General features: G+C 35.3%; 15 protein-coding genes. 1 reads left to right on the plus strand and 14 read right to left on the minus strand.

The annotated features are described in order from the left end of the window. Nucleotides 1-14: 14 nt before the first annotated feature. The 14 genes from TA89_RS08405 to TA89_RS08470 all read right to left on the minus strand — a co-directional run bounded on the left by TA89_RS08405 (nt 15) and on the right by TA89_RS08470 (nt 16,736). On the minus strand, nt 15-863 hold the full coding sequence (locus tag TA89_RS08405) for a 3-hydroxybutyryl-CoA dehydrogenase (RefSeq protein ID WP_040212494.1): 849 nt from the start codon (nt 861-863) through the stop codon (nt 15-17). Between the two features lie 62 nt (nt 864-925). Then, entirely contained in the window at nt 926-1,936 is a 1,011-nt protein-coding gene (locus tag TA89_RS08410) for an electron transfer flavoprotein subunit alpha/FixB family protein (RefSeq protein ID WP_040212496.1), read from the minus strand. 17 nt (nt 1,937-1,953) lie between these two features. Further along, on the minus strand, nt 1,954-2,736 hold the full coding sequence (locus TA89_RS08415) for an electron transfer flavoprotein subunit beta/FixA family protein (protein WP_040212497.1): 783 nt from the start codon (nt 2,734-2,736) through the stop codon (nt 1,954-1,956). A gap of 12 nt (nt 2,737-2,748) precedes the next feature. Continuing rightward, the gene (locus TA89_RS08420; RefSeq protein WP_040212499.1) at nt 2,749-3,888 is read right to left on the minus strand and encodes an acyl-CoA dehydrogenase; all 1,140 of its coding nucleotides are present in this window, start codon (nt 3,886-3,888) and stop codon (nt 2,749-2,751) included. 21 nt (nt 3,889-3,909) lie between these two features. Beyond that, nucleotides 3,910-4,695, minus strand: a complete 786-nt coding sequence (locus TA89_RS08425; RefSeq protein ID WP_040212500.1) for a short-chain-enoyl-CoA hydratase — start codon at nt 4,693-4,695, stop codon at nt 3,910-3,912. Between the two features lie 231 nt (nt 4,696-4,926). Next, complete coding sequence (locus tag TA89_RS08430) at nt 4,927-5,559, minus strand: redox-sensing transcriptional repressor Rex (protein WP_040212501.1); 633 nt, start codon at nt 5,557-5,559, stop codon at nt 4,927-4,929. Between the two features lie 252 nt (nt 5,560-5,811). Next, nucleotides 5,812-6,405, minus strand: coding sequence for a manganese efflux pump MntP (locus TA89_RS08435; RefSeq protein WP_040212502.1), 594 nt, complete (start codon nt 6,403-6,405; stop codon nt 5,812-5,814). A gap of 247 nt (nt 6,406-6,652) precedes the next feature. After that, nucleotides 6,653-7,849: a potassium channel family protein gene (locus TA89_RS08440; protein ID WP_040212503.1), complete on the minus strand. Its 1,197-nt coding sequence runs from the start codon at nt 7,847-7,849 to the stop codon at nt 6,653-6,655. 114 nt (nt 7,850-7,963) lie between these two features. Then, nucleotides 7,964-9,034: a mannose-1-phosphate guanylyltransferase gene (locus tag TA89_RS08445; protein ID WP_040212504.1), complete on the minus strand. Its 1,071-nt coding sequence runs from the start codon at nt 9,032-9,034 to the stop codon at nt 7,964-7,966. 187 nt (nt 9,035-9,221) lie between these two features. Then, the gene (locus tag TA89_RS08450; RefSeq protein WP_040212505.1) at nt 9,222-10,481 is read right to left on the minus strand and encodes an ABC transporter permease subunit; all 1,260 of its coding nucleotides are present in this window, start codon (nt 10,479-10,481) and stop codon (nt 9,222-9,224) included. Continuing rightward, nucleotides 10,478-11,521, minus strand: a complete 1,044-nt coding sequence (locus TA89_RS08455; protein ID WP_040212506.1) for an ABC transporter permease subunit — start codon at nt 11,519-11,521, stop codon at nt 10,478-10,480. The genes TA89_RS08450 and TA89_RS08455 overlap by 4 nt, the downstream gene beginning before the upstream one ends. Nucleotides 11,522-11,523: 2 nt before the next feature. Beyond that, nucleotides 11,524-13,125, minus strand: coding sequence for a sugar ABC transporter ATP-binding protein (locus TA89_RS08460; protein ID WP_147590097.1), 1,602 nt, complete (start codon nt 13,123-13,125; stop codon nt 11,524-11,526). Nucleotides 13,126-13,207: 82 nt separating this feature from the next. Then, nucleotides 13,208-14,350 (minus strand): DUF3798 domain-containing protein, encoded by a 1,143-nt coding sequence (locus tag TA89_RS08465; protein ID WP_040212507.1) that lies wholly within the window; start codon nt 14,348-14,350, stop codon nt 13,208-13,210. A 250-nt stretch (nt 14,351-14,600) separates the two neighbouring features. Further along, nucleotides 14,601-16,736 carry a methyl-accepting chemotaxis protein gene (locus TA89_RS08470; protein WP_040212508.1) on the minus strand — a complete coding sequence of 712 codons (2,136 nt, stop codon included), beginning with the start codon at nt 16,734-16,736 and terminating at the stop codon, nt 14,601-14,603. 159 nt (nt 16,737-16,895) lie between these two features. Between TA89_RS08470 and TA89_RS08475 the strand changes: the two genes are divergently transcribed. Further along, on the plus strand, nt 16,896-18,229 hold a 1,334-nt coding region (locus tag TA89_RS08475; RefSeq protein WP_040212510.1), incomplete at its 3' end, for a sensor histidine kinase.

Consider the following 18,229-nt stretch of genomic DNA (forward strand, 5'->3'; position numbering starts at 1 on the left):
GTTATTGGTAATTTCTATCTTGAATAATCGTAAAAGCCTTTTTTGGTCTTTCTTCCTAACCAGCCTGCTCTTACATATTTTCTAAGAAGACTGTGAGCTCTGTATTTGTTGTCTCCTGTTTCTTTAAATAAAACATCCATTATAGCAAGACACACATCCAATCCCACAAGGTCTCCTAAAGCTAATGGTCCCATAGGATGGTTTGCTCCCAGCATCATAGCTTTATCTATATCCTCAGCGCTTGCTATACCTTCTGCAAAAATTCCTACAGCTTCATTTATCATAGGTATTAATATCCTGTTCACAACAAACCCAGGAGCTTCAGCAACTTCAACAGGATCTTTTCCAATAGCCAGGGATAATTCCTTAACCTTATCAAAGGTTTCCTGTGATGTAGCCATTCCTCTTATAACCTCAACAAGCTTCATTACAGGAGCAGGATTAAAGAAATGCATTCCTATAACCTTATCCGCTCTGTTAGTAGCTGAAGCAACTTCTGTTATAGATAATGATGAAGTATTTGATGCCAAAATCGCTTCAGGCTTGCAGATGTTATCCAGTTCCGCAAATATCTTCTTTTTGATTTCCATGTTTTCCACCGCTGCTTCTACTACAAGATCGCAGTCCTCAGCTAAATTCATATCAGTAGTACCGCTGATTCTTGATAGAATTTCCTCTTTAGCCTCTGGTGTTATCTTTCCTTTTTCAGCTAACCTGCTTAAGTTTTTATTTATAACAGCAAGTCCTTTATCAACAAATTCATCCTTTATATCCCTTAAAACCACTTCATATCCTTTTTGTGCAAAAGCTTGAGCGATTCCTGAGCCCATGGTTCCTGCTCCAAGAATAAATATCTTTTCCATATAATAAACCTCCATTATTAAGAAAATATTATATTCAATAAATTACCATTTCATTATAACTCTTATGCTTCCTCTTTCATAGCCTTAACTTGAGTTATAATTTCAGGTATTACTTTGTTTAAGTCTCCTACTATAGCTAAGTCAGCAACCTTCATTATAGGAGCTGTCTCATCTTTATTTATTGCTATAATATAGTCTGAATCCTGCATTCCTGCTAAATGCTGAATTGCTCCGGATATACCGCAGGCTATATATATAGTAGGTCTAACTGTCTTTCCTGTTTGCCCAACTTGATAATCTCTTTCCAGCCATCCATTTTCCACCGCAGCTCTTGAAGCAGCTACAGTTCCTCCCATAACTTCAGCTAAATCCTGAAGGAGCTTAAAGCTTTCCTTTTCTCCTACTCCTCTTCCTCCTGAAACGATTATGTTAGCTTCTCCTATGTCTGCTATATCCTTTTTCTGCTTCACAATCTTTAAGATTTCAGTGCGTACATCACTTTCATTTAAAGATACTTCTACCTTTTCTATAGAAGCGGAATTTTTATTATTTTTATCAAGCTTTTCAAATACTCCAGGTCTCACTGTAGCCATTTGAGGTCTATGTTCCGAGCAGGCTATGGTTGCCATTAAGTTTCCTCCAAAGGCTGGTCTTGTTGCCAGAAGGTATCTGCCTTCTTCATCTATATCTAATGAAGTACAATCTGCAGTTAATCCCGTAGAAAGTCTTGCAGCAACTCTAGGCCCTAAATCCCTGCCTATAAATGTCGCTCCTATAAATAATATTTCAGGCTTTCTTTCATTAACTAAATCACATATTACCTTAGTATATCCATCTGTAGTATAGTGAGAAAGCAGCGGATTTTCCGCAATAAGCACCTGGTCAGCACCGTAGGCTGCCAATGTTTCTGATAAAGCTTCTATTTTATCACCTAATAACAGTGCAGTAAGCTTAACACCAAGCTTATCAGCTATTTTTCTTCCTTCTCCCAAAAGCTCCAGAGAAACCTTTTGAAGCTCTCCTTCTCTTTGCTCAGCAAAAACCCAAACGCCTTTGTAATCAGCTATATTCATTTACTTTACCTCCTAACTTAGATGTAGTGTTTTTCCTTCATTTTTTTAAGCAGATAGCTTACTGCTTCCTGAACAGGCATATTAATAACCTCTCCCTGTCCTTTAGCTTCCTTTGTCATAGACTTTTTAACCTTTGTAGGCGAACCTGAAAGGCCTAATTCTGATTTATCTACATCTATGTCATCTGCAGTCATAATTTTTATCTCTTTATCAGCAGAATCGAAGATATACTGTGCATGCATATATCTTGGAGCATTTAATTCTTTTATAGCTGTAAGCAGCACTGGAGATTTAACCTTGATTATTTCATATCCATCCTCTAATGCTCTGTTAATATGAAGTTCGTCCCCTTCAACCTTAACTTCCTGAACATAGGTTACCTGAGGAATTTGTAGGTGCTCAGCAATTTCAGGTCCTACTTGAGCAGTGTCGCCGTCAATAGCCTGTCTACCTGCAAAGATAATATCAAAATCACCTAATTTATTTATAACCCCAGCCAGTGCTTTAGAGGTTGCCAAGGTGTCAGCTCCTGCAAAGGCTCTGTCAGTAACTAAAACAGCATCATCAGCTCCCATAGCTAAAGCTTCTCTTAAAGCATCCTTAGCCTGGAGCGGTCCCATACTTATTACAGTTATTGAAGCTCCATACTTATCCTTAAGCACTAAAGCCTCTTCCAAAGCATTCTTATCTTCAGGATTAATTATGGATGGAACTCCTTCTCTTATTAAAGTTCCTGTTTTTGGATCTATCCTAACAGCAGTAGTATCCGGTACCTGTTTTATACAAACTATAATCTTCATTAAACTGCCTCCTTATCTCAAAACACTACCAGCGATAACCATTTTTTGAACCTGTGAAGTTCCTTCATAGATTTCAGTTATCTTAGCATCTCTCATCATTCTTTCTACTGGATATTCCTTGGTATAACCGTATCCTCCAAAGAGCTGAACAGCTTTTGTAGTTACTTCCATAGCAACCTCTGCAGCATAAAGCTTTGCTCTGGCTGCATCTACAGAGTAGGGCATTTTATTTTCTTTAAGCCATGCTGCTTTATATACCAAATATCTTGCTGACTCAATTTTAACGTCCATATCAGCAACCATCCACTGAAGTCCTTGGAATGCAGAAAGAGGCTTTCCAAACTGTTTTCTTTCCTTCATATAATGAACAGCTTCTTCAAGAGCTCCTTCAGCTATGCCCAAAGCTTGAGCAGCTATACCAATCCTTCCGCCATCCAGGGTTTTCATTGCTATTCCGAAGCCTTTTCCTTCCTGTCCAATAAGATTTTCCTTAGGTACAATGCAATTTTCCATTATAAGCTCTGTGGTAGATGAAGCTCTGATACCAAGCTTATTTTCAACCTTACCTATGGAGAATCCAGGAAAATTCTTTTCTACGATGAAGGCGCTTATGCCTTTAGTTCCTTTGCTTCTGTCTGTCATTGCAAATATTATAAATACGTCTGCAACTCCTCCGTTAGTTATAAATATCTTAGAGCCATTTAACACATAGTTATCTCCATCAAGATAAGCAACGGTCTGCTGACCAGCAGCATCAGTTCCGGCATTAGGCTCAGTAAGACCAAAAGCCCCAATCTTTTCTCCCTTGGCAAGAGGAACGAGGTATTTCTGTTTCTGAGCTTCTGTTCCAAAGCTTTCAATTAAGGATGCACATAGCGAAACGTGAGCTGATAATATAACACCAGTAGTACCGCAGGCTTTTGAAAGCTCCTCCACCGCTAGTATATAAGATAGAGTATCGCCACCTGCTCCACCGTACTCCTTTGAAAATGGAAGTCCCATAAGACCGTACTTGGCCATTTTTTTCACTGTTTCCATTGGGAATCTTTCAGTTTCGTCTATTTCAGCTGCTATAGGCTTAACTTCATTAATGGTAAACTCTCTTACCATCTGTTTTACAAGTTCTTGTTCTTTAGATAAAGCAAAATTCATTTATTTTACCTCCTTGATATGCTATTTATTTTGGAAGTTTTTTTCTGATTTCTTTTCTACAAAGGCTGTCATACCTTCTTTTTGATCTTCTGTTGAGAAACACTCTCCAAAAGCTTCAGCTTCATAGCTTAATGCAGTATCAATGTCCACCTGCATTCCTCTATTTATCGCTGCTTTGCTTAGCTTTACAGCTATAGGTGCTTGTTTAGCTATAGCACTAGCCATAGCTTTTGCTTCATTCATTAATTCTTCAACAGTTGTTACCTTATTTACTAAACCGATTCTATAGGCCTCATCCGCTTTAATTACAGAGCCTGTATAAATCAGTTCCTTAGCTCTTCCCATTCCAACTATTCTGGCAAGTCTCTGAGTTCCTCCAAAGCCCGGTGTGATTCCCAGACCTGTTTCAGGTTGTCCAAATTTAGCTTTTTCTGAAGCTATCCTTATATCACATGCCATGGCAAGTTCGCAGCCACCGCCAAGTGCAAAACCAGGTATAGCTGCAATTACTGGTTTTTCTAGTAGTTCTAATCTTCTGAAAACTCTATTTCCAAGAATAGAGAATTTTCTTCCCTGCAGGGCATTTAAATCCTTCATTTCAGTTATATCTGCTCCTGCAACAAAAGCTTTTCCACCAGCTCCGGTCAATATAACTGCATAAATACTGTCATCCTCTTCTAAATCTGCAATTACCCATTCAAGTTCCTTTAATGTATCGCTGTTTAAAGCATTTAAAGCCTTAGGTCTGTTAATTGTCACCACAGCGATGTTTTCTTCTTTTTCAAGAAGAACATTTTTTAATTCCATAGTTGTATCCTCCTTAATTTATAGCTTTAAGAAAAATATTGTTTAAATCATAGGCTCCAGGATAATTTCGCTTTTTCTCCTTAAACCCTATTATTTATTTATGGTTATTAAAGTTAAATAATGTTAATTTGTTCAAAAACAAAAAAAATAATTGAAGCGTTAACTTCAATTATTATTATATAACTTTGTTAAATTTTTTGCAATCATTTATTCAAATTAATATTGAATAATTTAATTTCCTTCATTTAATAGGTAAACAAGTGTCAACAGACTTTCACTTAAATGTACATTTTCAGTTATAACGCCTTCAGGAACAGCCAAATCTATTGGGGCAAAGTTCCAGATTCCTTTAACTCCTCCCTCTACAAGCATATCGCATACCTTCTGAGCATTAGTTTGAGGCACACAGATTATTCCTATGTCAATACTGTTATGCTTAAGAAACTCTGGCATTTCGTCTATATCAGCAATATCCACATCCCTTATTCTAATTCCTACAAGCTTTGGATTTGCATCGAATATACCTTTTAAATTAAATCCTAATTTATTAAATCTGGTATAGTTAGCAATGGCCTGACCTAGGTTTCCTGCACCTATTATCACTGTGTTATAGTCCTTTTGAAGACCAAGTATACCGCTGATCTGATTGTAAAGCTCCTTTACGTTATAACCGTATCCCTGCTGTCCAAAATCTCCAAAGCAGTTAAGATCCTGTCTGATTTGAGAGGCGGTAAAACCAATCTTTTCGCTTAATTCCTTAGATGAAATTCTATCCACGTCATTTTTTAATAGTTCCATTAAATATCTGTAATACTTAGGCAGTCTTTTAATAACTGCCATAGAAATATTTTTCTTTCTATCCATATATAGCACACCTCTTCTGTATAATTCTTAATTTTAAATTTTCCACTGAAATTAATATATAATTTATATAATATCATAGTATATATTATATAATCTATATTTTATTATTAATTATACTTAATTGATAAATAATAAGCAATTAATTTTATTTCATCTCCCAAAACTTTGTTAATTATATAACTATATAATATGGCTTATATGTATTTTTTATGTATAAATTCTATATTTTTACCAATCCACTTTTTCATTACTCTATCTGTTAATTATACCTAATAATATTTCACCGATTTCTAAATGCTCAGCTAATATCCTGCTGCCTATAAAAATCAGTATTATGCCTCCAAGCACAGCAGCTTTATTCTTAAATAAGCTTCCAAGCTTTTCACCGGCTATTACTGCCAAAAAGCTGAGTATAAAAGTTACTCCACCTATGAAAAAAACCGGTGTTAATATGTTTATATTAACTAAAGCAAGGCTCAGCCCTACAGCCAAAGCATCTATACTGGTAGCTACTGCGAGGGTTAAGTAAAGTTTTGTGCTAAAGCTCATTACGCAGGAATCTTCCTCTTTTTCTTTATAAGCATCAATAATCATCTTGCCTCCAATCAGTGAAAGCAGTGTAAAAGCCACCCAATGGTCAATAGAAGTAATGTACTTAGCAAAATTTTTCCCCATTATCCATCCTATTAGAGGCATTATCCCCTGAAATAACCCAAAATATAACCCAGCTTTTATTCCAATGGTTACTTTATTCTCTCTGCAGCTCCTCACTCCTAAACTTAGAGAAACTATCATAGCATCCATGGCCAAACCAAAGGCCATTAAAAATATTGATAATGTACTCATTTTTGACCCCCAAGTTAAATTATTTTATCTTTAATTTTTCAACAAAAAAGAGACTTATGTATAACGCAACCCTTCGTTATACATAAGTCTCACTTTTTAATACAAAGCCAGATGTAAACATCAGTATGTTGACTCTGTAACAAGGCAATTACAAGCCTTGCAAGCTACTCCCTTATGCCTGAAAGTAAATCTCAACTTCTTCATTATAGAGAAGTTATAATAAGCTGTCAATATTCTCTTAAATAGTTTATAAAGAACCATATTTTTTGGTTAGAGTAAAAATAAACAGGGACATAATAAGCACCCCAAGCACTGATTCAATTCCTGAAAGCATCCTCACAATCCATCCTAAAGGTACTATTTCCCCATACCCTGTAGTAGACAGGGTTATTATTGAAAAATACATACTATACATCAAACTGGCCCATCCACCCTGTAAGGATCCTTGTGAGCTATTCACTATCCCATCTAACCCGCTTATTGTAAGAATCCAGTATAGTATCCCAAAGATGATCCATATAAGTCCTCCTGTAACTATAGTCCTCATTGGTCTATATCCGTAACCTGAAGTATATTCTATTATGAAAGCCACACTTTTTTGAGCACCCTTTAATACTGTTTTTCTTTCCAGCCTAGAATAATTGTAACCTGCTTCAGCTAAATCATGAGGCCTGTTATCATATTTTGCCGACTGTTTCATAAGCATCCATGCATCCATATTTTTATTTCCTATGGTGCTGTAAAAGCATCTGTGAATCCTTTCAATATAGGAATATAAAGTAGAAATCTCTCTTACCCTGCATTTATTATTAAATCTGAGTTCCTCAATATTGCAGTTTATAAGCTTTACCTTTTCAATTTCTCCATCTAAAGCAATCTTTTCCAGGGTAGAGTTCTGCCATATTATTATTCTTTCTATCTTATTTACTTCTTCAAGGCAGATAAGCTCATTAACCTGACAGCTTTGAATATGTATCCTTTTACAGGCTGCTCTTACTTTTACTTCTCCCAGATGAGACTTCAAAAGGTCAAGGTTTAAGTCATAGATATTTTTAATCCCTTTATCCCCTGTAAACATAATTTCATTAATATGAGACTCGATTATAAAAGCGCTGCAGTTGGATAAATACAAGCTATCTACAGATATTCTTTCCATTTTGACCTTTGTCCCTGAACCAAATACCTCTAATTTAGGAACATCAGCATATTTATACTTTAAAGAGCTGATATTTACATATTCAAATCCTTCTAATCTAAGATTTATATCACTTCTGTCCAGTTCCATATTTATCCCCTGTATATGTGACGATGATTCTATATCCTTTATTTCTTCCTTTATAGTATCAGGACTTATATAGGTTACATCCGCTTTAGGATAAATACTCCTCTTATGGAGTACTTCTATTCCATTATTCGATTTGCTTAAAACTTCAAAAAGTAACATAATCCTCTCCTGTATTGTTCTAGTATTTATATAATTATAACAAATACCTCTCTTATATTTCTGTAAACAAATTGAACTGTTTAATAACATTCATTAAACAGTTCATCAATATTACTATATATACTTTTTAAAATCCGAGTATTCACTTAATTCATTTATAAGATGCTTAATCTCCTGATCCTTACATTTGTCCATTATTAGTATCACATCCTTGGCATTTACAATGACCAAATCTTTAATTCCAAAACCTATTATAAGGTTTTCCTTATTCCCAAATACAGAACAGTTTTCACTTTGATCCAAAAACACATTATCCCAAACAAAATTTCCTCCGTACTTTTTTAAAAATCTGTTTAAGGCAGAAAAGCTTCCTATGTCATCCCATATGAAATCGCACTTAATCACAAATGCCTTTCTTGTCTTCTGCATTATTCCAAAGTCTATGGATATTCCATCTATAAGCTTATATTGGTCTTCTATGATACTGCTTTCCTGAGGAGTATCCAGAGCCTGATAAATCTCCATTAAGCTTCTATATATCTTTGGAAGGTACTTTTCAAATTCCCTTATAATCACATCTGCCCGGAAAATAAACATTCCGCTGTTCCAAAGATAGGTTCCCTTAAGCAAAAAATCTTTTGCTACTTCTATATTAGGTTTTTCAGTAAATCTGGCCACCTTGTAGGTTGCAATGTTTCCCTGAGTTCTTTCCCCCATCTCAATATAGCCGTAGCCTGTTTCCGGTGCAGTAGGTGTAACTCCAATGGTAACTATCCCCCGCCTTCTTTCCGCTACCTCCACTGCCTGCATAAGCGTTTCCTGAAACTCCTTTTCGTCTTCTATATAATGATCCGAAGGCAGCACCATCATCACCGCATCCTTATCTCTTTTTAAAAGCTTAACTGCAGAAAGACCTATACAGGTAGCAGTCTCTTTATTAGCAGGCTCTACAAAAATATTTTCCTGGGAAATGTAAGGCAGTTCCTCCCTTATCTTTTCTAAATAATCTCTATTTGTAACTATATAAATATTATTTGCTTCTACTATAGGCATTATCCTTTCTACAGTGTTTACTAGAAAACTTTTATTATTTACTACCTTAAGAAATTGCTTAGGGGTATCGCTTCTTGAAAGAGGATAAAGTCTCGTTCCTTTTCCTCCTGCTAATATAAGCGCATAAAGCAAAGGTCTTCACTCCATAAAATAACTATGATTTATAATATGTGCATGTAATGATAGTTGTTAAAGGATAATTAAAAATTATAAATGAAGAAAAAAAACTCCTGGCGGAGTTTTTTAATAAGCATAATTCAAAGAAATTCCGGAGGAATTTTCTCCTTCTTTTTGCATTTTAATTTTATGTCTTTAATTATTACTCAATCAATCTTCTGGTCTCCACGCTTTTCTTCCAGGCATAAATTCCCAGTGATACTCCTATTACACCATAGGCTATAAAGCCTCTGAAATACTCTCCTATCTGAGGATTGTCAAACAAATTTTTCCCTGCGGTTGGAGATATTATAAATAGGGTGTGAAATAGTATAACACCTAAAAGTGCTTGTCCATTGGTAGCTTTGGATACTGAGGCTCCTCCAATTAGCAGTGCAGCTATAGAAAACATCCCTACCTGCTCATGACTGCCGTAGGTGTTTAGCGTTCCTATGTTTTGAAGGAATATAAGCTGTCCCCAAGCTGCCAATACCGTAGATATGACTATGGCTATAATCCTTACCTTGTTTACTTTTATCCCTGAAGCGTTAGCAACATGCATATCCTGCCCTACAGTTCTAAGGTCCTGACCGAGCTTTGTTCTGTAAAGGAAGCTGTTGAATAGAGCTACTGCTCCTATGACAAATAAGGTGATTATCGGAACATTTACAAATTTGAAAGCGAAATTCAGTTTAGGTATCAGTATGGAGCACAACATAGCTGCTATAATTATAAGCAGATTAAATAAATATTTTCCTCCTGTTTTTTTAGTCCTTCTGTAATTTATCAGCATTTTTATTAAATTGTAGAGAATTGCTGCTGCGAGAAGTCCCATTATGGTTACGAACAAGTCCATTTCAAACAAGCTGTCCAGGGTGTATTTAATTCCCCCGGTAAGGTCTAAGGTATTTTTTATACCTATTCCTCCGCTGAGAACCATTACAGGATTGTCCATTGGAATTATAGTTCCTACAAAGAAGAGGAATAAAAGCTGGTAAAGTCCATTTGCAAAAAGGGCTAGTATCATGCTGGCTATCATTTCCTGCCCTTTTGTTTTATTGAGAAGCTTTCCGGTAAAATATCCAAACAATATTGCTATAGGTGTACTTATTAGAATACATAGGAGAAATCCGCCTATTCCTGCAATCTTCCAGTGGGTAACCGCTATGATTGCTATTTGTCCTGCCATGGCACCTATGACGATTCCAAAATTCAAACCCATTCCCGCTAATACCGGAATGATTAAGGATAAAACCAAAAACAGATTCCTTGCAATCCTTGTTACCAATTCCCCTAAAACGAAGGAAAGTGGCTGCCTTGAAACTTCAATGCCCGCAGCACATAATACTACGAATAAAATAGTAACCATATTATTAAATAACCATTCTTTTATTTTAGAGATAATACTTACTTCCTCTTTCATTCCTCACTACCTCCTACTTTGGTTAATGCATATAGTATTATTCCGTTGCTTATGATTATCCTTACTACCTCAGCCAGGTTACCCTCAGTAACTATTTTATTAGCTACTGGAAGACCTATGGTGAGAAGTCCCTGAAACAATAAAGTTCCTATAATAACGTGGGATATTTTTGCCTTTGTGGCTGAAGCACCTCCGATAAGCACAGCGGCTACAGCAGCAAACCCCATCATCATAGGGGCCTGATAAAGCTGGTAGAAGCCATAGCTTTGAGAATAAACTATAATCCCTACTGCTCCCAGTATGGTGGAAAGCACCGTTCCGAATATCCTGCTCTTTTGAATATTAATTCCTGATGCCAAAGCAAATTTCTCATTACTTCCTGCAGCAATCATAGCCATGCCTTTTTTAGTCTTTAAAATTATCCACATTATCAAGCAGCATAATAAAAACATCACTATTAACCCTGTAGGAAATCTAACTCCTCCTATATAAAAGCTTAAGGCATTGTCCAGAACCTTATCATATCTGTCAGCAAGAGCAATGGTGGTCCTTAATCCCTGTCCTATAGGCCATTTTATTTCTATGCTGTTAAAGGGAAGTATAAGCCAAGCTATACACATTAAAGATACTGAGGAAAATCCCATATAAGTAGATACCATCATTTCTGACCCTTTAACCTTATTTAATAAAACTCCATAACCGTATCCTACAATAAGTGCTATGGGTATAGAAATCAGGATAGCTGTAAACAGTGCAGTAAGACCTGTAAGATCCATCTCTATGCTTATCAGTCCTCCTAAAAGTCCGCATAATATCCCCAAAGGAAGTCCGAAGTTTAATCCTATTCCACAGAGAATCCCCGGCACCATGGCAAGAACCAGTATTCCATTCATTCCTGTACGCACCAGAGTATCTGAAATAAGCATATTTATAGGCAGTCCTAAAACTACGGAAAGAATGCATAACAAAATAAAAAATCCAATTATAATAAGTCGGGGAAGTCCGATGACTCCATACCAGCTTTTTAGTTTATCCTGCATAATTATTCCTCCTTCCCTATTAATGCATCAGCAGCATGTCCTGACAGCAGCAGTCCATACTCCCCATCGCTGGATTCAGGCTTTAATATTCCTGATATTTTACCTTCAGATACAATAGCTATCCTTTCACATATGGATCTAAGCTCAGCCAGCTCAGAAGAAGTCATTATAATCGTCATATTAAACTCCTTATTAAGGGCAGTGAGAAGGTCCAGCACAAGCTTTTTAGCTCCGACGTCTATTCCTCTGGTAGGTTCGGAAACAAAGAGTATTTTGGGTTTTAAGGTTAACGCTCTAGCGATACTGACCTTCTGCTGATTCCCTCCGCTAAGCCTTTTAACCTCCTGATGAGGACCTGTACACCTTATATCTAAATCCTTTATCATTTTTAAGGCATGCTCTCTTATTTTCCTTCTATTACTTTGTGTAAATAACAGATAATTTTTTAAAAATGCATTATTTATGCACATAGAAGTTATAGCTATATTGTTTTCTATGCTGTCTTCAAGGAGAAGTCCCACTCCCCTTCTGTCTTCCGACACAAAAGCTATACCCTGTTTTAAAACTTCTTGCGGATTGTTAAGAGGAATCTCTTTACCTTCCATAGTAACTTTGCCGGAACTCTGGAATAGTCCCATTATACCGTTAGCTATCCCTATTTTCCCCTGGCCTGCAAGCCCGCCAATACCCAGTATTTCTCCTTTGTATATATCTAAATTTATATCCCTCACCCTTTCCCCGGGCATATTGACTTTCAGGTTTTCTATTTTAAGTATTATATCTTTCTTCTCAACCTTACTGATTCCATCAGTTTCCGTCCTTTCAATTTTTCTGCCAACCATTAATTCAGCCAGCTCAAGGATATTTGTTTCACTGCTCTTCCTTGCTGCCACCACCTCACCGTCCCGAAGTATGGTTATCTCATCCGCTACTTTCATAACCTCATCTAATCTATGAGTTATAAATATTATAGCTATCCCTTTTGAAGCAAGTCTCTCCATTGCCTCCATTAGCTTTTCCGCTTCACTTTCCGTCAGCACAGCAGTAGGCTCGTCAAAAACTAAAAGACTGATATTTTTTTTATCTATTTCTCTGGCTATTTCTATAAACTGCATATATCCAACAGGAAGTCCTTCCACCTTTACATACTCCTCCACATTCAATCCTGCAGTGTTTAATGCTTCCCTGCTTTCACTATCCATAGCCTTATAATCCAGGCTTTTTAAAGAACCTCCAAGTAATCTGCTTACTAAATTGTGTCTGGTTATCTCCCTGTTGAGCTTTATATTTTCAGATATTGTAAAGCCAGGAATAAGCATAAATTCCTGATGCACCATGCCTATTCCGGATTTCATTGCCTCCATAGGGCTCTTTATATGTGCTTCTTTTCCCTGAAACAATACTTGTCCTTTAAAACCTCCTGTATTGTGAATTACAGGCATTCCAAAGAGGATGTTCATAAGGGTGGATTTCCCTGCTCCATTTTCTCCCAAAAGAGCATGGATTTCTCCCCTTCTAATCTTTAGAGAAACATTTTTAAGTACTTTATTGCCGAAATACTCCTTTTCAATGTTTTTCATTTCAAGAACATCAGCTTTCTGCAAAATTCTCCCCCCTTATTTCATAATGCTAAGGAGTGAAGCCCAGCCTCACTCCCATAAACTAAATCAAATTAAGATAAAAATATTAGAATGTTATATATTCTGAAAGCAGCATATAAAAGTTGTCCAGCTTCTTCTTTGTCTTTTCATCATCTAAAGTTGTGAGTTTTATAGGTTTCTTTGATATATTAGTGAAGATTTCCTCAAGCTTGGCTTTGTCATTTCTTTCTTTTGTATTTCCTTCTAAATAAGCTTTGGCATATTCCACTCCGCCTTCTACAAACATCATATTTATAGGTACAGGCCAAGTAGAAAATCTTCCCTTTCCGCCTTTTTCAGCAATTATTCTGCTTTCTTCCTTAACTATATACTCTAAATCTCCCTTCTTATCATCAGGGATACTTATTCCCAGTGCGCCAGGATATCCATGGTATGGTGATGGACAACACTGCTGAGGAAATATAGCCCCCTCCTGAAGCACTGCTTTTATTAGGGGTTCCTGCATAGCACAGTTTGTACTAAAAAATGCTGTATCTTTTCCAAGCTCTTTAACTTTTCTTGGAACATCCTCAAGTATAAACTGCTGTGCCCCTGGAACTCCTGCATCACCTGTAGGGTCCGGTGCAGTTGCATCTACAAATTCAAGTCCTAATTTGCTGCAGGTATCTTTTAGAATATCCCTTCTCATAGCAAGCATTTGATAGGACATATGTCTTGGAAAGGAATAATGAACAAACTTCTTTGCTCCTAATTTTTTCGCCTGCTCAATTATGGTTGTACCCATTCCTAATTCATCCGCCTGAAGTACTATATCAGCTTTTGATGCTATCATGTCAGGATCCTCTCCGGGAACCCCCGCTATGAACAGCATATCTTTACGTTTTTCTCTAACCTTGTCTATAGCTGCTGAAGCACCGGGTACTGCCTGTACAAAAACTATAGCCTTAACATCAGGATCTGCAGCTAAGCTTAAAGCATTAGCTATTGTAGTTTCCTGCTCTTTAGTAAAATTATCAGGATAGGTTTGAAGCACTATCATGTCTCCATACTTCTTTTTCATCTTTTCTGCCGCTCTATACTCCTCTTCATTTTGTGAAACAGTACCTGTTAATACTCCAATTTTGAATTTCTTATTTTGCCCAGGGTTATCTTTACCACCACCGCTGCATCCAACTAAACTCAAAGCAAAAATTCCAGAAAGAAAAAACGCTGCTGCTTTTTTAAACATTACAATCCCCCTTAATTAATTACTATAAAAATCCTCACAAATTTATATAATAAATAATATTACTTTTGCAAGGAATATATTCTTGTTTATTTAAAATATGGGTTAGGGTGTTATAATTCTGCTTTATATAGAATCTGTCTATGTGAAAATCTGAATTTCATACCTTCATTTAAATGCAAAAATCCAGAAACCCATGGCAAGGAGTTTCTGGACACTTTATTAACCTTTATATTTATTCTGTTTTAACATTTTAATTAAACCTGAAATTATCTATTATCAACTGAAGCTCTTCTGCCTTAATATTTAAGCTTTCAGACAGTTCATGTATTTTTTTATTTTCTTCCGCTTCATCCTGTATTACTGCGTTAACCTCCTCAGTAACAGCGGTGTTTTCCTGTGAAACCGCAGCTATGCTGCCTATAACCTCTACGAGCTGATTCTTATCCTCTGACATAACATAAACTGAACTCATAGCTTTTTCTACTGAAGAAGAAACCTTTTCAACGCTTTTTGTCAAGGATACAAAAGCTTTAATGGTCTTTCCCACTTCCTCCAGTTCTTTGGCGAAGGTTTCTTTTGCCCCTTCAGATATATTCATGGATTCCTTTATAGATTCCTTTACTCCATTTATTATATTTTTTATATCCTGTGCTGCTTCCTGGGATTGTTCTGCAAGCTCTCTTATTTCATTTGCCACCACAGCAAAACCTTTACCTGCCTCTCCGGCTCTTGCAGCCTCTATAGAAGCATTTAACGCTAATAAATTAGTTTGATTGGTTATGTCATTTATTTTGCTTGTAATCTCTAAAATATTTTTAGTTTTTTCTTCAAGGTTTTCAACAGTCACAGCAACCTTATCCATAGCATTGGAGTTATGATAGGAAGCTTCACTTAAGGAGTTTATCACCTTATCGCTGGAAATAAGAACCTTTAGTGCTTCCTCTTTAGATGAATTTACTTCTTCAAGGAGATTAATAGTAGTATTTATTTCACCACTGAGCTTATTCGAAACCTCGGCACAGTTCATCGTATCTTCAGCCTGCTTATTGGAGCCTTCTGATATTTCTTCCACAGATCTCACTATATCCTCAGATTTTTCAAATAAACTCTGGGATAAAACCAGAAGGTTTCTTGAAACATCGCTGGTTTCATATGCAAGAGTTCTTGTTTTTAATAAGGCATCCTTTAATTTCTCAATCATATTATTGAAGTTTTCACTTAAAAGATTCATTTCAGCCAGTGAATATTTTTTTGTGCTTACATTAAAATCTCCGGAAGCCAGCTGTTTAGTAATATTAATAATATCATATATAGGTTTTGTTATCTGCACGGTATTATATACAGAAACTAAAACCGAAATAATTATACATAAACCCATAAGTATTAGTGATATCATACCAATGCTTTTTGCAGAAGAATATATTTCCTTATATGGTATTTCAGCTATAAACTTCCATCCGTTCTTTTGAAGAGTACTGTGTATTACATAAATTCTATTTCCCTTTTCATTAAATTCTCCTGCTCCAGAATCATTTTCCAAAATATATTTCAGATAAGAAGTATCAAACAGCTGTCCTGCCCTAACTTGATTTTCCCCTGCTATTATGTAGCCATCATTATCTATGATATTTATTTTACCGTCTTTTCCTATATCTGCCTCTTCAATAGACTTAGATAGTACGTAAGGGTCCATATTTATCTGAATAATCCCTAAAGGCTTTAAGGTGTTTGGATTCATTAAAAGCTTAACATAGCTTATATATTTTTCGTCCTCGTTAACCTGAGAAGTATGCTTTGGTATCCATACTCCCTTTCCTTCAGCCTCTAATGCCTTTTTAAACCACTGTTCTTCTTTAGCTGAATTCCATTTATCCCCTTGATCATGAAGAAAAGAATTATTGTCTGAAGAAGAGGAAAACCCCAAAAAAGTATGTAGGTAAACATTTTCAATTATTTTAGTGTTGTTTATGCCAACCAGCTTTACAAGCTCTTTATTAGTATTTAAAGCAGCCAGGGTTATTTCTCCATGGCTTTTAGAGTCAATTCCAGCTAGGTATTGTATCAGCTCCTCATTAGCAGCTATCTGCATAGAAATCTGTTCTATGCTTTCATCTATAACTTGAGCATAATTTTTGTTCTGATTTAATATTTGATTGGTTAATCCTTTAAAATCCTTTATTAAAACACTTTTTGTTATAAAGAAGTTTCCTGCAGAAAGCACTGACAATGAAAGTAAGATAACCACTGAAAAAATGCTAACCAGCCTTTTAAGAAGTCCATTTTTTGTTAACATCTGTTTTGAAATGCTTATTCCCTCAGCATTATCAGTTTTATTCCTTCTTTTTTTCACACGTCTTTTTATCTTGTTGTTCCCCTTAGTAATCATTTCCCGTCCCCCAAAAAAATTAGTATACTAATTATATTCGCCCTCTCAAGTGTTTTCTTAAGTTTAGATGTAAAAGTTTAAAATAAATATATTAACCATTACATATTTTGGTATATTATGATAAAATTATCATTGGCAATAATTTATGGAGAGGATAATATGAAAAATAATATACAAATAAGCAAGTTTCTGCTAATAATCCTACTGATATTTTTAACTTTATCTTTTTTCCCTAATTCCAGACATGGCGGACTTATATCAGGGAAAAATGAAAGTATTTCCTATGTTAATAACAGACTCTTAACAGAAGTGGATACATCAAAAATAGATTCTCACGGCAGGGATCTCTTTAATTTTGTTTCTCAGGATATAAGTTACATAGAGGATTTTGATTTTTATCATGTAGGTTTTTATATGCTTCTTATAGGAATATCTATGGTTATGTGCATATATAACTTTACCCTTTACAGTAAAAGAAAATTTGAAACCTATCCGTTGTTATTGGGAATCTTCTGCATAATACTCATACTTAGGTTATCCATAACAGATCATATACTTCTTCTAAAGTTTGTTCCCCTTCTTCCATGGAGGTTATATATTTTTTTATACTGTATTTCTTTTTTCACTTATTTATCTATATTTATAGTATATCTGGGGAATCTATACCCTAATCTTCTTCATCCTGTGTCAATAATTATAGGTAAGTATTCACTGCTTTTCTATGTGGTATATTTAGCTTTAGCTCCTGTAAAGTATCATTTTTTTGTGTTTTCTGTATATCAGTTTATTACATTAAGCTTAATGCTTTATGCAGTGGTTAAGCTGTTTAAAAAGTGTTTAATAGATTTTAATTCTTATTTGATTATTTTTTTGTCAGCATCGTCACTTTTCATAACTAACCTTTATGAAATTGTAAGAAAGTACTTTTTAAATAACAGCTTTTCATTTATTAATTTAGGTTTTCTCATATTTCTTCTCCTCCAAAGTTATTTGATAGCGGATAAATATGCAGACAGCTTTAATAATATTGAAAAGCTCTCTAAAAAACTTAAAAGAAATAATAAACTTAAAGATGAATTTTTAATCTATATATCCAAAGAACTCAAGTCTCCTATGAGCAGTATTATAGGGTTAACAGAATCAATAGTATCCGATAATAATAAATTAAGCTCTAATCAGCTTTTAGATACAAAACTTATAAACTACAGCGCCGTGCAGCTTTCTAAATTAGTGGATGATATCCTAGATTATTCCAAACTTAATAATAATGATATCATCTTAGATAGACATTCAGTTAATTTAAAACAGCTGACAGATATAGTTACCTTAATAGTTAAGGGAGACTTGAATACAAGAAAGATCACTATAAATAACGAAATTCCCAATAATATACCTTTAGTTTATGCTGATATTAACAGACTTCAGCAGATACTTAATAACCTTTTAGAAAACGCTATAAGGTTTACTTCAGAAGGAGTTATAACCATAAAGGC

Source organism: Clostridium polynesiense, assembly GCF_000820705.1.
In the GTDB taxonomy this organism is placed as follows: domain Bacteria; phylum Bacillota; class Clostridia; order Clostridiales; family Clostridiaceae; genus Clostridium_AA; species Clostridium_AA polynesiense.

Coding starts and splice junctions, on each gene's coding strand:
- TA89_RS08405 (WP_040212494.1), bottom strand. CDS start 863: ATGGAAAAGATATTTATTCTTGGAGCAGGAACCATGGGCTCAGGAATC.
- TA89_RS08410 (WP_040212496.1), bottom strand. CDS start 1,936: ATGAATATAGCTGATTACAAAGGCGTTTGGGTTTTTGCTGAGCAAAGA.
- TA89_RS08415 (WP_040212497.1), bottom strand. CDS start 2,736: ATGAAGATTATAGTTTGTATAAAACAGGTACCGGATACTACTGCTGTT.
- TA89_RS08420 (WP_040212499.1), bottom strand. CDS start 3,888: ATGAATTTTGCTTTATCTAAAGAACAAGAACTTGTAAAACAGATGGTA.
- TA89_RS08425 (WP_040212500.1), bottom strand. CDS start 4,695: ATGGAATTAAAAAATGTTCTTCTTGAAAAAGAAGAAAACATCGCTGTG.
- TA89_RS08430 (WP_040212501.1), bottom strand. CDS start 5,559: ATGGATAGAAAGAAAAATATTTCTATGGCAGTTATTAAAAGACTGCCT.
- TA89_RS08435 (WP_040212502.1), bottom strand. CDS start 6,405: ATGAGTACATTATCAATATTTTTAATGGCCTTTGGTTTGGCCATGGAT.
- TA89_RS08440 (WP_040212503.1), bottom strand. CDS start 7,849: ATGTTACTTTTTGAAGTTTTAAGCAAATCGAATAATGGAATAGAAGTA.
- TA89_RS08450 (WP_040212505.1), bottom strand. CDS start 10,481: ATGAAAGAGGAAGTAAGTATTATCTCTAAAATAAAAGAATGGTTATTT.
- TA89_RS08455 (WP_040212506.1), bottom strand. CDS start 11,521: ATGCAGGATAAACTAAAAAGCTGGTATGGAGTCATCGGACTTCCCCGA.
- TA89_RS08465 (WP_040212507.1), bottom strand. CDS start 14,350: ATGTTTAAAAAAGCAGCAGCGTTTTTTCTTTCTGGAATTTTTGCTTTG.
- TA89_RS08470 (WP_040212508.1), bottom strand. CDS start 16,736: ATGATTACTAAGGGGAACAACAAGATAAAAAGACGTGTGAAAAAAAGA.